The organism is Roseivivax sediminis (assembly GCF_900112685.1).
In the GTDB taxonomy this organism is placed as follows: Bacteria; Pseudomonadota; Alphaproteobacteria; order Rhodobacterales; family Rhodobacteraceae; genus Roseivivax; species Roseivivax sediminis.
On sequence record NZ_FOMS01000002.1, the window covers coordinates 234,730 to 247,354 of the forward strand.

Annotated in this window: 15 protein-coding genes and 1 tRNA gene; 8 read left to right on the plus strand and 8 right to left on the minus strand. The window is 64.5% G+C overall.

Going from position 1 to position 12,625, the window contains the following annotated elements:
• Positions 1-4: 4 nt before the first annotated feature.
• From F3H57_RS04240 to F3H57_RS04250, 3 genes are all read left to right on the plus strand, one after another.
• On the plus strand, positions 5-583 hold the full coding sequence (locus F3H57_RS04240) for a hypothetical protein (RefSeq protein ID WP_149754636.1): 579 nt from the start codon (positions 5-7) through the stop codon (positions 581-583).
• 90 nt (positions 584-673) lie between these two features.
• Positions 674-937, plus strand: a complete 264-nt coding sequence (locus F3H57_RS04245; protein ID WP_149754637.1) for a hypothetical protein — start codon at positions 674-676, stop codon at positions 935-937.
• A 76-nt stretch (positions 938-1,013) separates the two neighbouring features.
• Positions 1,014-1,517: a hypothetical protein gene (locus tag F3H57_RS04250; protein ID WP_149754638.1), complete on the plus strand. Its 504-nt coding sequence runs from the start codon at positions 1,014-1,016 to the stop codon at positions 1,515-1,517.
• 203 nt (positions 1,518-1,720) lie between these two features.
• Here the strand turns inward: F3H57_RS04250 and F3H57_RS04255 are convergent, their stop codons facing one another.
• Both F3H57_RS04255 and F3H57_RS04260 read right to left on the minus strand, forming a co-directional pair.
• Entirely contained in the window at positions 1,721-2,722 is a 1,002-nt protein-coding gene (locus F3H57_RS04255; RefSeq protein WP_149754639.1) for a site-specific integrase, read from the minus strand.
• Positions 2,723-3,155: 433 nt separating this feature from the next.
• The gene (locus F3H57_RS04260) at positions 3,156-3,500 is read right to left on the minus strand and encodes a thermonuclease family protein (RefSeq protein ID WP_149754640.1); all 345 of its coding nucleotides are present in this window, start codon (positions 3,498-3,500) and stop codon (positions 3,156-3,158) included.
• Between the two features lie 164 nt (positions 3,501-3,664).
• On the opposite strand from F3H57_RS04260, the gene F3H57_RS04265 reads away from it, so the two are divergent.
• Together F3H57_RS04265 and F3H57_RS04270 are read left to right on the plus strand one after the other, a co-directional pair.
• Positions 3,665-4,345: a DUF433 domain-containing protein gene (locus F3H57_RS04265; protein WP_188129595.1), complete on the plus strand. Its 681-nt coding sequence runs from the start codon at positions 3,665-3,667 to the stop codon at positions 4,343-4,345.
• Positions 4,342-4,821: a DUF5615 family PIN-like protein gene (locus tag F3H57_RS04270; RefSeq protein ID WP_149754642.1), complete on the plus strand. Its 480-nt coding sequence runs from the start codon at positions 4,342-4,344 to the stop codon at positions 4,819-4,821. Before F3H57_RS04265 ends, F3H57_RS04270 begins: the two co-directional genes overlap by 4 nt.
• 192 nt (positions 4,822-5,013) lie before the next feature.
• Here the strand turns inward: F3H57_RS04270 and F3H57_RS04275 are convergent, their stop codons facing one another.
• The 6 genes from F3H57_RS04275 to F3H57_RS04300 form a co-directional block, all read right to left on the minus strand.
• A complete protein-coding gene (locus F3H57_RS04275; protein ID WP_149754643.1) occupies positions 5,014-5,682 on the minus strand; it encodes a Fic family protein in 669 nt (222 codons plus the stop codon).
• 8 nt (positions 5,683-5,690) lie between these two features.
• On the minus strand, positions 5,691-5,870 hold the full coding sequence (locus tag F3H57_RS04280; protein WP_149754644.1) for a hypothetical protein: 180 nt from the start codon (positions 5,868-5,870) through the stop codon (positions 5,691-5,693).
• 237 nt (positions 5,871-6,107) lie between these two features.
• Positions 6,108-6,183 (minus strand) — tRNA-Thr (locus F3H57_RS04285).
• A gap of 48 nt (positions 6,184-6,231) precedes the next feature.
• Positions 6,232-7,731 (minus strand): heme biosynthesis protein HemY, encoded by a 1,500-nt coding sequence (locus F3H57_RS04290; protein ID WP_149754645.1) that lies wholly within the window; start codon positions 7,729-7,731, stop codon positions 6,232-6,234.
• A 13-nt stretch (positions 7,732-7,744) separates the two neighbouring features.
• Positions 7,745-9,472, minus strand: a complete 1,728-nt coding sequence (locus tag F3H57_RS04295; RefSeq protein ID WP_149754646.1) for a COG4223 family protein — start codon at positions 9,470-9,472, stop codon at positions 7,745-7,747.
• 57 nt (positions 9,473-9,529) lie between these two features.
• Positions 9,530-10,267 (minus strand): uroporphyrinogen-III synthase, encoded by a 738-nt coding sequence (locus F3H57_RS04300; protein WP_149754647.1) that lies wholly within the window; start codon positions 10,265-10,267, stop codon positions 9,530-9,532.
• 117 nt (positions 10,268-10,384) lie between these two features.
• Here F3H57_RS04300 and tsaD point away from each other — a divergent pair, with 117 nt between their 5' ends.
• From tsaD to F3H57_RS04315, 3 genes are read left to right on the plus strand one after another with little or no spacing between them, the layout of a single operon-like run.
• On the plus strand, positions 10,385-11,461 hold the full coding sequence (tsaD, locus tag F3H57_RS04305; RefSeq protein WP_149754648.1) for a tRNA (adenosine(37)-N6)-threonylcarbamoyltransferase complex transferase subunit TsaD: 1,077 nt from the start codon (positions 10,385-10,387) through the stop codon (positions 11,459-11,461).
• Positions 11,462-11,476: 15 nt separating this feature from the next.
• On the plus strand, positions 11,477-11,746 hold the full coding sequence (locus F3H57_RS04310) for a YciI family protein (protein ID WP_149754896.1): 270 nt from the start codon (positions 11,477-11,479) through the stop codon (positions 11,744-11,746).
• Positions 11,746-12,165, plus strand: coding sequence for an EVE domain-containing protein (locus F3H57_RS04315; protein WP_149754897.1), 420 nt, complete (start codon positions 11,746-11,748; stop codon positions 12,163-12,165). Before F3H57_RS04310 ends, F3H57_RS04315 begins: the two co-directional genes overlap by 1 nt.
• Positions 12,166-12,625: the final 460 nt, after the last annotated feature.

Here is a 12,625-nt window from a genome sequence, read left to right on the forward strand (position 1 = left end):
TACCATGACCGACAGCATCGAAAGAGACTGGCCCGCTATCAATCAGCGCCTCGCGCAGTTTGGCGAATGGGTAGGGGCAGAGGCCCCCACGCCCATCCTCGATGACGAGGGAGCGCCCACAACCGAATTCCTGCACTACGCGGAACAGGAAGAGCTGTGCCTCGACTGGGCGTTCGCCGGGGATGTGAAGCCGCTGGCGATGGCCTACCGCAAGAGGCATCAGGCTTTCGCATGGCACGCGGTCCAGGAACGGGTGCAGCTGCTCGCCAAGGAAGCCGGGGTCGAGCCGGTGAAGTTGGATTTCGAGGACAGCGCCGTACTCTTGACCGACGCCCTCACGCAGTTCTGCGAAGACGCACGCGGCGACCTGATGTGGTTGGCATTCGGTGACGTCAGTCAGCTGGTTCGTTCGCACCGGGCTCACACCAAGGCCATGGAGCCGGTCAAGCAAGCGGTCGACGCTCTATCGGCGAACGAGAAGAAGGCTCTCACCTTCACGCTCCAACTGATCCTCGAAGGCAAGGACGCCGAGGATGCCCTGCAAATCTACGCCCGTGCCGTGGAGGAGCAGCGGGCCGCGTGAGCCGGCCGGAGGGCGCTTGCCCCCGGCGCCCTCCAGCCGTGCCGCAACCGAAACGTAACGCTAAGCGCAGTGAAAGACCGGAGACCTACCATGAGCATACAGAGCGACAAGTATCGCGATGCCCACGACGCGACCACCGAGAGCATCATGACAGCCCGTGACCTTCTCGAAGCGTTTTGGGATTTGGCTATCGAAGACGAATACCTTGGCACCAGTAACCAGACGGCCCGCAGCTTGATGGCGGTCGTTCGGTCGGCAAAAGACAAGTTGATCGCAGCCGAAGCCCAGCACGAAGCCGAATGGAAACTCGCGAGCGGCGCGGGGTCCCAAGCCGACACGAAATTAGCAGCCTGAGCGAGATACGGACAGTTGCGAAACCGGGGAGTGCCCATTCGCGCACTCCCCTTCGCCATTCCCGAAAGCCATTCCCATGAACATGATTGCCAGCAGCTACGAGCGCGACCGCGCCTGGTCGGACCAGTTCATACCCCAGATCAAGCACATCGTCGGGGCGCACTTGTTACAGGCTGCGCCCGATGCTTTGGACATGCGGCAGGCGACGGATCTTCTCATGCTCGATGGCAAGGATCTTCGCATCGCGGCCCGCGTCCGCCGGCCGGGTTACGCTGAACGCTTCCCGCATCAGTTCACCATCCGCTCGGGGCTGCCTTCGGGAGGGGAGACCGAGCTGGCGAAAATCGTCAACGGACATGGCGACTGGATGTTTTACGCACACGCGAACGAATGGGGCGGCTTGGAGCGCTGGTGGCTGATTGACCTTCGCGCATTCCGAGCGGCGTTGATCCGTCACAAGGCCGGCGATGGTGCAATCAAGTGGGGCAACAAGACAAACCCGGACGGCAGCCGGTTCGTCTGGTTCGACCTCCGCAGCTTCCCAAAGCACCCGTCAATTGTCGTCGCTGCGTCGGGGTAAGCATCCGCGCTGCTGGTGAAACTCGTTGTGCGGCGAAGCTGAGTGGATCATCGCGGCACGTGCGCGCGCGGTTGACCCATATAGCACCATGTACTCGGCCAGCGCCTCCTCTAACTCGACAATCCGTTTCTCGCACTCACAAGTCATTTGCCACCCATCTTCTAGCCGCTGAATAATGATGTGACTGTATGGTTAACCATAGGTTAACGGTGCTCGCCGCTTCCTGTTTCAGTCTCCTCGAACGCTGCGCAGACCTGAGCGGCTGCCGATTGGCTGGCGAGGATGCGTCGCCCATAGCGAGCGGGCATTTCCGGTGAATTCCATCGGCCGGCTACCATGATGCTTGATAGGTCGCATCCAAGCCTGAACGCGTCCTGCACGCCGCCAACGCGTGTGCTGTGCGCGCTTACGTCGCGCCGGCCGGTCCTTCGCTTCATGATCCTCGAAACTGTCGCCGGGTCGAGCGGCGTACGTTGGCCGCCTCTCTGTGACTTGGTCAGGATCGGATCATCGAGGCCAAGACCGGCCAGCTTGATCCAAGCCAAGGCGGCGTCCGTCCCTCGGCGTGAGAGATATGCATATGCCCCTTCGCCGTACTGGTCGGTTTTGGAGCGAGCGACAAAAAGTAGGCTCGACCCGTCGCTCTGGGTCTCCAGGTCACGCACGCGGAAAGCGACGATTTCGCTCGACCGGCACCAGCTGTCGCTGGCGATCCACAGGAGGGCTTTGTCGCGCATCTCGATCCGCGAGTTCCCGAGCTTTTCGATAGTCGCGATCACTTCTGGTTTCGATAGCGGCGCAGCCTGCCGGATATGGGCGCCATAGGTGCGTTTCACCGCCATAAGCGCTAGCTCGACCAGACGGTGCTTGCAGGGGGATAGTGTGAACGACGCCCGGTGCATTTCGTTGATCGCCCAGAGCCGTACGCCAATGGTCGTGGGGCGAACCTTGCCGCCAAGATGGTCAATGTATGCGGCCACGGTGCCCGCGCTCACAGGCGGCGTCGGATCGTAGCCGTGTTCGTCACACCATCCGCGAAACATAGCGATTATCTGGACGTAATTCCGGCGTGTTGTTGGTGCGAACGCCGCTTCGGATCGACGTTGGTACTCCTCGATCAGGCGCACACGTTCGCTCGCGGACCTTCGTGAAATCTCTGAGATGGTCGCCAGATGGATCTGTTCGAGTTCAGCGCGTCCAGACATTGCCAAAGGGTCCCGCAGTCCATCGATGATCTAGGATAGCGACCCTCCGGACAATCGCCGAGCAAAACTTGCTTGCCCGGACTGGATGGCGCGGCATAGCATCAGTTCGTTTGAGTAGGCTTCATTGGAGTAGCTGTTTTGAAGAATGCCATCTCGATCCTCGCGCTCGCTACGTTTGCCTTTGTTCCATTGGCCGGGAGTGCGCAGACTTTTTCCCCGGTCACGGTGAGTCCTTCGGCAGACGGCGGAGTTGATCAGCTCTCCATAGCCGAGCGTATCGAGAGGATGCGGTCGAATTCAGCGGGCATTTTCGACGCTGCATGCTGCAAGATATGCCGCAAGGGCAAAGCGTGTGGAGACAGCTGTATCAACCGATCCTACAATTGCAGCAAAGGGAAGGGCTGCGCATGCGACGGGTAGACCCCGCGTTGGTTTAACGACACCAATCGGCATTCTTTGACGCCTTTGCGAGCCCGGCACGCATCAGCGGCTCGCGTACATCCTCGCCGTCGTTGCCGAACAGAACAGCGAGGTCGCGTCCGTAACCGCCGCCGCCTCGATTAATGATGCACAAGTTGCCCGGCATGAGGGATTTCACCAGGGCGGTGGCCTCTGCGCCAACTTCCGCTTCATAGCCGCACTCTGGCTGATAGGTCTCCGGCGTATCGAACGGGACGTTCCCTACGCCGGTCAGGCGCGCGTTCGGGCCGTCCAGGCGAACCGTGTCGCCGTCTACGATCATTGATGCGGTGACGGCGATGATTGCCAGGCAGTTCATTCGGAATCGGCTCCTATTATCAACCGGCTGATTAGTAATCGCCGCGTCGAGCGTACGGAAGATGCGGTCAAAGAACAGGTTCCGCGCTTCTCCTAGGTGACCGTGGTAGGATATTTCCCTATATGACGATATATCGCTCACAGCGATCCACAGAGGAGGGGACCGTGAACGACCTGTCGCCAGACCCGCTCTTCGCGGGGTTCTTTAGTGTCCCGGAGACTGCCAAGTTGGTGCACGCCAAGTCGGCAGCTATACGCGGCTGGCTGAACGGGTACCCAAACAGCCAGGCCGGCCCGGTCATTGATCGGGATTTCAAGGATACCCGAACACTCAGTTTTCTTGATCTCATGGAAGTGCGCTTCGTGGCCTTCTTCCGCTCTCAGGGCGTTCCCATGAGAACGCTGCGTGATGCGGCGGCAAGAGCACGGGCTGATTGGTGCGTGTCGCATCCTCTAGCATTGGAGAGCGAACACTACGTCACCGACCGCAAAAAGGTGTTTGCCACTGTGGCCGCGGAAAGTGGTGACAGGGTGACCTGGGACATGGCTAGCGGCCAGCACGAAATGTGGGATACAATCGAGCAGACCATCCAGGCAGGGGTGGTCTTTGACCCAAAGTCTTTCCTTGCAACCAGATGGCGCCCCGCACCACAACAGTTTCCCAATATCGTCATCGATCCGAAAATCGCCTTCGGAAAACCAGTCATTGAGGGCATCCGAATCCCTACCTCAGTGCTGTTTCGCCAGTGGCAGTCGGAACGAAAAGCTGCCACCGTGGCACGCCTCTTCAAGGTAGAAACTTCGGATGTAGAGACGGCCGTTGGCTACGAGCTGAGGGCCGCTTGAGGATAAGGGCCGATGAACACGTCGCGCCGGCCATTGTCGACGCGGTTCGTGACTTGGCGCTTTCAGACGGATGGGAGCTCTCATCCGTACACTCCGCAGGCCATCGTGGACGGGATGATGTGCACTGGATCACTGCATTTTCAGAGGAGGGGGGAGACGCAATACTCACCGCCGACACCGACTTCTTGAAGCTTGAGCCCCAAGTGAGCGCTGTTTTCAACACTGGCTTGAAGGTCATTCACTTGCCAAGGAGATGGTCCAGCGCCCGTGGAACGCTGCAAGCGGCCCATCTACTGATGTGGTGGCCGAGGATCGAAGACACCCTGAGAACGATGAGTGGCCGTGAATGCTTCTCTCCAGACTGGAATTTAAAGGAGCCCAAGGACAACCTGAGGAAGGTGAAGATTGACTTTGAGACTGCCAGAAAAAAGAAGAAGAAGTCGTCGCGGCCCGGGCGAGAGGCGCGTTCCAGCTAGAGGGTAACTCTTGCTCGCAACACTTTGTTCTCTGCTCTGAAGTCCATACACGGGACCACGATCCGCTAATGCTTTGGCGGCATCAACGGTCACGTCTAAAACGTTTGGACTCTCTCCGAGGCCGACACGGAGTTCAGCGCTTCAATGGTGACGCTTGGACAAACCGGATTGAACTACCTCGGCAAAGTTGGCCTATTCGGTCGCTGAGTCGAAAGCGCCTTTGAGTTGCTTCGCAAGCATTGCTGACATCAGGTCTTCCATGCCCGACACAATATCATCGGGGAAACCTTCGCTTTCCGAAAACTTCGCATCTGCGCTTTCGAGTGCGTCGTAGTATGGCTTCCGGTTGGCAACAACTTGCTCGGGTATCGTTTGTCGGCCGGGGAAAACAGCGCCAGCGTGTACGCTCAAAACCAGGTAAGATACTGCTCGCGAGGTTCTGCCATTTCCATCCGTGAACGGATGTATCCAATTCAGACGCCACATGACGAAGGAAGCGAGATGTATTGAGTTCCTGCGCGCCCAGTTGTCGTTGACGTAATCGCACATTTCCTCGACCAGTTCAGGAACGAGGTGTGCTCCCGGCGGCTGGTGTTTGCTCTTGCCAATCTCCACGTCGCCGGGTCGCCAATTCCCCGCGTAGGCATCGAGGCCTTGGATCGCACATCTGTTGAGATCCAGAACCTTGGACGGGCGTAGTTTGAAAGGACTACGCTCAATGCCGGACATGACCATGTCTTGCACAAGCTGTGCCTGCTTCAGAGCGTTTGCGGCTTCAAGTCTTGCGCGTTCATCGGGGTTCGACACGATGGCAGCACTTTCTGCCTGACTGTGTCGTACCCCGTCATCATGTTCGTCCATACTGATAATCAAAGTCCGAGTTTGTCGGCCTCCTGATCGATCATCTCACGAGTGATGCGCGAGTTCTCGAATGCGGAGTTACCATACGCAAAGCTGCGACGTTGTTCGGTCACTTCCTTCTCGGTCATGCCCACCTTGCGAGCGCGGTCGATGAGGAACTGAAGTGCTTCGGTTTCCTGGGCGGTCATGATGGTCTCCTGCTTCCCGAGTTTTTCTTGTGATTTGCTGTGACACTACTACTACGCAAACCGCTTACCAAGCGGTTCCATGCTTCAGGAGGTCGAACAGCCGAAGTTGATGTGATGTGATTCCGTGAAGCCACGCAAATACAAGTAGCGCAGTTCACTAAGGGTGGACAGGAAGGTGGATAAACCTGGCTTTGGCCAAGAGTTTTCCCTTAACTTCAAGTGCTTGCGCGAAGTCTCTGGTGCCGGTGATAGGACTCGAACCTACGACCCCATCATTACGAATGACGTGCTCTACCAGCTGAGCTACACCGGCGCCGGAGTGAGCCGGCTCTTAGCACCGGCTCACGGGCAGGAAAAGGGGTCAATTCGCCTTTTCGCGCTGCTGCTCTTCCGCAGACTCGGCGGTCTCCGAGGCTTCTGCGTGGGCCTCCAGATCCGCCGTGGTGGGCTCGGCCGACGCCGCTGCCGGCAGGTCCGGCTGTTCCTCGTCGCCGACGAGCAGCGGCAGCATCTCGGCGCCCACGGGGGTGGCCACTTCCGATTGCGGCGGGGTCTTCCAGGACAGCGTGTCGAAGGCCTCGCAATTTGTGCAGACGGGCACCCAGTCGGCGTGGATGTGGTTGCAGTTCTCGCAGACCCAGGCTGGGCCGCGCGGAGCCGTCAGGGCGCGGGCGAGCCAGCCGCGGACGACGCGGTCGGACGCGCCTTCGCCGCGCTCGATCGCCGCCATGATCGACAGCACGCGGGCGTCCGGCTCCGTCTCCGGCAGATCGCCGACGGCGCGGCGGGCGCCGGGGAAATCCTCGGCCGCGAGGTGCAGCTCCGCGTTCAGCAGCCTCGTCTCGCGGTGTTCGGGACGGATGGACGTCAGCTGGCCGAAGCGCTTGAGGCGCGCATTGGGACTCTCGTCGGGTTCGATCTCCGCATAGGCGGCGGCGAGGTCCGGATGCGGCTCCTGCTCCCACGCCTTGCGCAGGATGCGCGCGGCATGCTTCTTCTTGCCGTCGGTGATCAGGCCGCGTGCGGCCATCGCCGCGGCGGGCACGAGATCCGGCGAGCCCTTGTTGGCGGCGATGGAGACCTCGCGCGCCTCGATCGTCTTGCCGTTGTCGAGCACGTCCTTGGCTTCGGACAGCGCCAGGACCGCGTCGCGCCGCTTGTGCACGTCGCGCGGCAGGGCACCGTATTTCAACTTCGCGTTCAGGGTCTTGCGGGCACCGGCCCAGTCGTGCTTGCCGGCCTGAAGGCGCAGCAGGATGTCCTGCACCTCCTCGTGCTTCGGCTTCAGCGCGAAGGCGCGCTCGGCCAGCTGCATCGCGGTCTCGGTGTCGCCCTCGGCGAGGCGCTGGTGCATGATCCCGCGGATCCCGACAAAGCGGGTCTTGTCGTTGGTCAGAAGCTTCTTGTAGGTCGCCTCCGCCTTCTTGCGGTCGCCCTGCATCTCGGCGGCCTGTGCGACGATCAGGTTGGTGATCTCCGGCCGTTCGAGGTAGCGCTCGGCCTTCTGTGCCTTGGCCATGGCGAGCCGGCCCTCGCCGGCGGCCAGTGCGGTGAGCCCGTCGGACAGCGCCTCAAAGCCCTTCTTTTCGCGATTGCGGTCGAAATAGCGCGACAGCGCCGTGTCGTCGCCGTTGATGAACCGCAGAACCGCCACGAGGAGCGAGAGAAGCTTGAACAGGATGTAGAGCGCGACGACCAGGAGGATCAGCGCCAGCACCGATTGCAGCGGACCGAGGGTGTATTCGGTTCCGGCGACGGTGACCATCACGCCGCCGGTGGATTCCATCAGGTAGCCGGCGCCGAGCGTGAGGGCCGCGACCGCCGCGACGAAGATGACGATCTTGAGAAGAGACCAAAGCATGTGCGGCGACCTTTTACTCTTGGTTCAGTTGCTGCGCGAGCCCGTCGGCCGCGGCGACCGCCTCGGCCCGGGTGCGCGCCTGCGAGGTCCAGTCGGACATCGCCGCTTGCGCCGCCTCGGGAAGGGCGGAGATTTCATCGAGCGCCGCCTGCAGATCGCCGGCGTTCACCGCCGCCTCGGCGCGGCTGAGGATGGCATCGGGGCTCGATCCCTCTTGCGGGGTAACCGATCGGGCGCCGAGCTGGCGGGCCATGAAGCTGGCGATCCGGTTGCCGCCGTCCTCGCCCTCGGCCGCGTTCGCGCGGGCGGCGGCAAGGCCGGCGCGTGCGGATTCGGGGAAGCCGTCGATCAGCGCCGCCTGGGTCGGCACGCCCTCTTCGGCCGGGGCCGTCAGAACCTCGGGCAGGTCGACCTCGCCTGACAGCGGGTCGAGCGCGTCGGCATAGGGCTCACCGGTGCGCACGGCGGTCAGCAGGTCGGCGGCCGCGGCGCGCAACCGGGCCAGCTGCGCCTGGCGTTCGGCGTCGGCCTCTGCGGCCCGCGCCTCGTCGACCATCGCCTGAAGCTCGGCGCGCTGCTCCTCGATCTGGGCCTGCTGGCTTGCGAAGGCGTCTTCCATCGCGGCCTGCTGCTCGGAGAATTGCTGCTCCATGGCTGTGGCCCGCTCCTGCTGGACCTGGTCGAAGCTCGCGCTTTGTTCGTCGACACGGGCTTGCAGTTCCTGCAGTTCGCGCTCGTAGGCGGCCACCGTCTCGGGCGAAACGACGTCTTCCATCGGCGCCTTCTCGATCGCGGTGACCCGCTCGGCGAGGGCGGCGGCGCTGTCGTCGCTCGCCTCGAGGCCCGATTGCAGGCCCTCGACCGCCGCTTGCAGCCCGGCGAGCGAGGCGCCTTCGCCCTCCGCGCCGCCGGCAATCTCGTCGATACGGGCGGCCAGAGCCGTCAGTTCGGTGCCGAGCGTGGCGGTGCGGTCCACGAGGTCGGCGACGGAGGTTTCGAGGCTCGACAGGTCGACCTCGGAGAGGCCGGTCTCGACCCCCGCGATGCGGCTGTCGAGCGCGTCGAGCCCGGATTGCGAATTCTCCAGCGCAGCGCGCGTCTCTTCCTCGAAGGCGGTGACGTCGTCCGAGAACGGCCAGCCGGTCGGTCCGAGATACTGCGACAGTGCGAAGCCGGCGGCGGCCGCGACGACGCCGCCGAGCAGCATCGGAAAGAAACCGCCGCGCCGCTCGATGACCTTTTCCTGCACGACGGTTGGCGCCGCGTCGGGCGCGGCGCTGCCGGCGATGGTATCTGTGGTCTCGGCGCTCTCGGCCGGGGCCTCGGGCAGATCGTCATTCGGCGAAAGGCCGTCGTCGGTGGGCGTGACGCTGTGATCGCCTGTCTCGGGGCGGGGCGCATCGACGTCCTCGTCAGACTGCGGGGGCGCCATGCCGTCGTCGTCGGCGCGGTTTTCGGCAAAGGAGGGGCGCGGCGCCGGGCCGTCGGTGTCGTGCGCTGAACTGTCACCTGACAAGGTGTCGTCCGCCGGCGTTCCGGCGCTTGCCGTTGCCTCCGCCGCAGTGTCATCCGACGTCGTCTCGTCCGTGGGTGACCCGTCCGTCGCTTCACCGGCTTCTGTCTCGCGCTCGTCCGGCGCAGGCGCGGCGGTGGCTCCGGTTTCGGTGCTGCCGTCGCCTGCCTCCGTCGTGCTCTCCGGATTGTTTTCGGCGTCGTCCTTCCGCTTGTCCGCGTCTGCCACGTCCGCTGTCCCCTTCGAATCCCGTCGCGCGCTCGGCGCGTCAATTGCTTGGCGACCTTACTCGGCCCCTCCCCCCGTCTCAAGCGCCGCGGCTGCGACGAGAAGTTCGGCCGCTGTCACGACCATCGCGGCTGCATCCGGCCTGATCGCAACGGCCAGTTTGTGCGGCGCCGCGGGGCAGAAGGCCTCGGCGACGGCTTCGCTCATCGCGGCGGCGAGAATCGGAGCACCGAACGGGCGGTGCAGCGCAAAGGCCCGCGCCGTCCGTGGCGAAAACAGCGGCGCGACGACCGGGATCGGTCCTGCCAACGCGTCTTGCGCCTCGGACGTGAACTCCCGCACCGGCTGATCGTAGAGGACGGCGTCGGCGGCGTCGATCCCGGCGGCGCGCAGCCGGCCGGCGAGGTCGCCGCGGCTGATGGCCCCGCGCAGATGCACGACCGGGCCGCTCACGCGCTCGGCCACGAGATGGGCGAACAGCGCGTCGATATCGCCGCCGGCCGACACCGCGTCGAGCCCGATCGCCCGCGCCGCCGCGGCGGTTGCGTCCCCGACCGCGTGGGTCACGCGTCCCTCGGGGCCGCCGAGCGCCGCGTAGGCCTGCACGGCGTTGGCCGAAGTGAAGACCAGCGTCGCCTCGGGATCTATCGGGGGCAGGGCCGGGCGCCGCCGGATCGCCAGAAGCGGGCTGACGATTGCCCGGAAGCCGGTGATCCCGGCGTCATCCAAGGCGGACAGGAACCGCTCGGACGCGGCGCGCGGCCGGGTGAGCAGCAGAACAGGGTCGGTGCTCATGAGAGCGCGCGCGACGGGGTCGGCATGAACGGGGCTTTCAAGACGCGGGTAGCGGGATTGCCGCCCGGGTGTCCCAGTGCTACCTGCGAGCGGGCTTTGGCGCAACGGACGAGACCAATGGCGCGCACCCTTCTCGGGATCGAGAGCAGTTGCGACGACACCGCTGCCGCTTTGGTACGCGGGCGCGAGGTGCTGTCGTCCGTCGTCGCAGGGCAAGGCGGGCTGCACGCGGCCTATGGCGGCGTCGTGCCCGAGATCGCCGCCCGCGCCCATGCCGAGACGCTCGACACCGTGGTGGCCGAGGCGCTGCGCACCGCCGGTCTGCGCCTTGCGGAGGTTGACGGGATCGCCGTGACCGCGGGGCCAGGCCTGATCGGCGGCGTTCTGGCGGGGGTGATGACCGCCAAGGCGCTGGCGGCCGCGACGGGCAAGCCGCTCATCGGGGTCAATCACCTGGCCGGGCACGCGCTGACGCCGCGTCTGACCGACGATCTGGCCTATCCCTACCTCATGCTTCTCGTCTCGGGCGGGCATTGCCAGTTCCTGATCGTGCGCGGGGCGGAGGATTTCACCCGGCTCGGCGGCACCATCGACGACGCCCCGGGCGAGGCTTTTGACAAGGTCGCACGGCTTCTGGGCCTCGCGCAGCCCGGCGGGCCCAGCGTCGAGGCGGCGGCGGAGGCGGGCGATCCGGCGCGCTTCGCCCTGCCGCGGCCGTTGCTCGACCGGCCGGGGTGCGATCTGTCCTTCTCGGGGCTCAAGACCGCCGTGCTGCGCGAACGCGACCGGCTGGTGGCGGCGCAGGGCGGGCTGTGGCGGCAGGACCGGGCCGATCTCTGCGCGAGTTTCCAGGCCGCGGTGCGCGATGTGCTGGTCGCCAAGACCCGCCGCGCGCTCGACCGCTACGCCGAGGAGTCGCCGGCGGCGCCTGCCTGCGCCGTGGCCGGCGGCGTCGCCGCGAACCGGTCCCTGCGCGCGGCACTCGCCGCGAGTTGCGCGGAGGCGGGCGTGCAATTTGTCGCGCCGCCGCTGGCCCTCTGCACCGACAACGCGGCCATGATCGCCTATGCCGGACAGGAATTGATGGAGGCCGGGCACCGCTCCGGCCTCGACCTCGGCGCGCGGCCGCGTTGGCCGCTCGACACCGGGGCCGCCCCGCTTATCGGACACGGGCGCAAAGGCGCCAAGGCCTGACACAGGGGAACCATGATGCTCGTCGCCCTCATCGCCCGGGACAAGCCCGACTCCCTCGAGATCCGCAAGGCCAACCGCGACGCGCACCTCGCCTATATCGAGGCGACGGGCGTGGTGACGCAGGCCGGTCCGCTTATCGTGGATGGCGGGATGGCCGGATCCCTCGTGATCCTCGACGTGCCCGACCTCGCCGCGGCCGAGGCCTGGGCGGCTGACGATCCCTACGCCAAGGCCGGTCTTTTCGGGTCGGTGGAGCTTGTCGAATGGAAGAAGGTGATCGGCTGATGCGCTACTGGCTCTTCAAGTCCGAACCGTCGACCTGGTCCTGGGACGACCAATGCGCCAAGGGCGATGCGGGCGAGGAATGGGACGGCGTGCGCAACTACCAGGCACGCAACTTCATGCGCGAGATGGAGAAGGGCGACCGCGGGTTCTTTTATCATTCGCAGAAGGAGAAGGCGGTCGTCGGCACCGTGGAGGTGATCGCCGAGGCACATCCCGACAGCACCACCGATGATGCGCGCTGGGAATGCGTGGACATCAAGGCGCTGGAGACAGCAAAGCAACCCGTCACGCTCGACGAGATCAAGGCAGAGCCGGGTTTGGAGGACATGGTGCTGGTAAAGAACTCCCGTCTGTCGGTGCAGCCGGTCACGGAGGCGGAATGGCGCATCGTCTGCGGGATGGCCGGCCTGACGCCCTGACCCGGCTCGGCCGCCGCTCGGGGCGGCCCCACATGCACGGGGCCCCTCGCTCACGCGAAGGGCCCCGCCATTTTTTCAATCACCCCGATCAGGCCCTCCCACAGGCCCTTCGAATTCGGCCGGCGGCTTTGGACCGCCGACATCCACCCTCCGGACGCTTGCCGCGCCCTCACCCCTCGGTCCAGCTTGCGCGGCCCGGTCTTGCTCACCCCTGCCCCGGCGCTCCCACACGCCTCGACGGTACGATGTCCGACAGGGCCCGTCATTCGCGCGGACGCGGCCCGGTCGGTTCGGAGACGGCGCACGAGCCGTGCCCCGATCCGATCCGTCTGCCCCGATGACGATGATGGAGACGCTCCCACACGCTCCGCCAAGGTCAGAGGGGCGCGATCCGATGCAAGGAAGCCAGCCGAAGGTCGAAGCTTTCTTGCAGATCCGTTCGGTGAGTTCCGACCGACCG

What these genes read in the sequence shown, in the direction of transcription:
- F3H57_RS04250 (WP_149754638.1), top strand. Translation starts at nt 1,014, where the DNA reads ATGAACATGATTGCCAGCAGCTACGAGCGCGACCGCGCCTGGTCGGAC.
- F3H57_RS04315 (WP_149754897.1), top strand. Translation starts at nt 11,746, where the DNA reads ATGCGCTACTGGCTCTTCAAGTCCGAACCGTCGACCTGGTCCTGGGAC.
- F3H57_RS04240 (WP_149754636.1), top strand. Translation starts at nt 5, where the DNA reads ATGACCGACAGCATCGAAAGAGACTGGCCCGCTATCAATCAGCGCCTC.
- F3H57_RS04300 (WP_149754647.1), bottom strand. Translation starts at nt 10,267, where the DNA reads ATGAGCACCGACCCTGTTCTGCTGCTCACCCGGCCGCGCGCCGCGTCC.
- F3H57_RS04310 (WP_149754896.1), top strand. Translation starts at nt 11,477, where the DNA reads ATGCTCGTCGCCCTCATCGCCCGGGACAAGCCCGACTCCCTCGAGATC.
- F3H57_RS04255 (WP_149754639.1), bottom strand. Translation starts at nt 2,722, where the DNA reads ATGTCTGGACGCGCTGAACTCGAACAGATCCATCTGGCGACCATCTCA.
- F3H57_RS04290 (WP_149754645.1), bottom strand. Translation starts at nt 7,731, where the DNA reads ATGCTTTGGTCTCTTCTCAAGATCGTCATCTTCGTCGCGGCGGTCGCG.
- F3H57_RS04280 (WP_149754644.1), bottom strand. Translation starts at nt 5,870, where the DNA reads ATGACCGCCCAGGAAACCGAAGCACTTCAGTTCCTCATCGACCGCGCT.
- F3H57_RS04245 (WP_149754637.1), top strand. Translation starts at nt 674, where the DNA reads ATGAGCATACAGAGCGACAAGTATCGCGATGCCCACGACGCGACCACC.
- F3H57_RS04275 (WP_149754643.1), bottom strand. Translation starts at nt 5,682, where the DNA reads ATGGACGAACATGATGACGGGGTACGACACAGTCAGGCAGAAAGTGCT.
- F3H57_RS04260 (WP_149754640.1), bottom strand. Translation starts at nt 3,500, where the DNA reads ATGAACTGCCTGGCAATCATCGCCGTCACCGCATCAATGATCGTAGAC.
- tsaD (WP_149754648.1), top strand. Translation starts at nt 10,385, where the DNA reads ATGGCGCGCACCCTTCTCGGGATCGAGAGCAGTTGCGACGACACCGCT.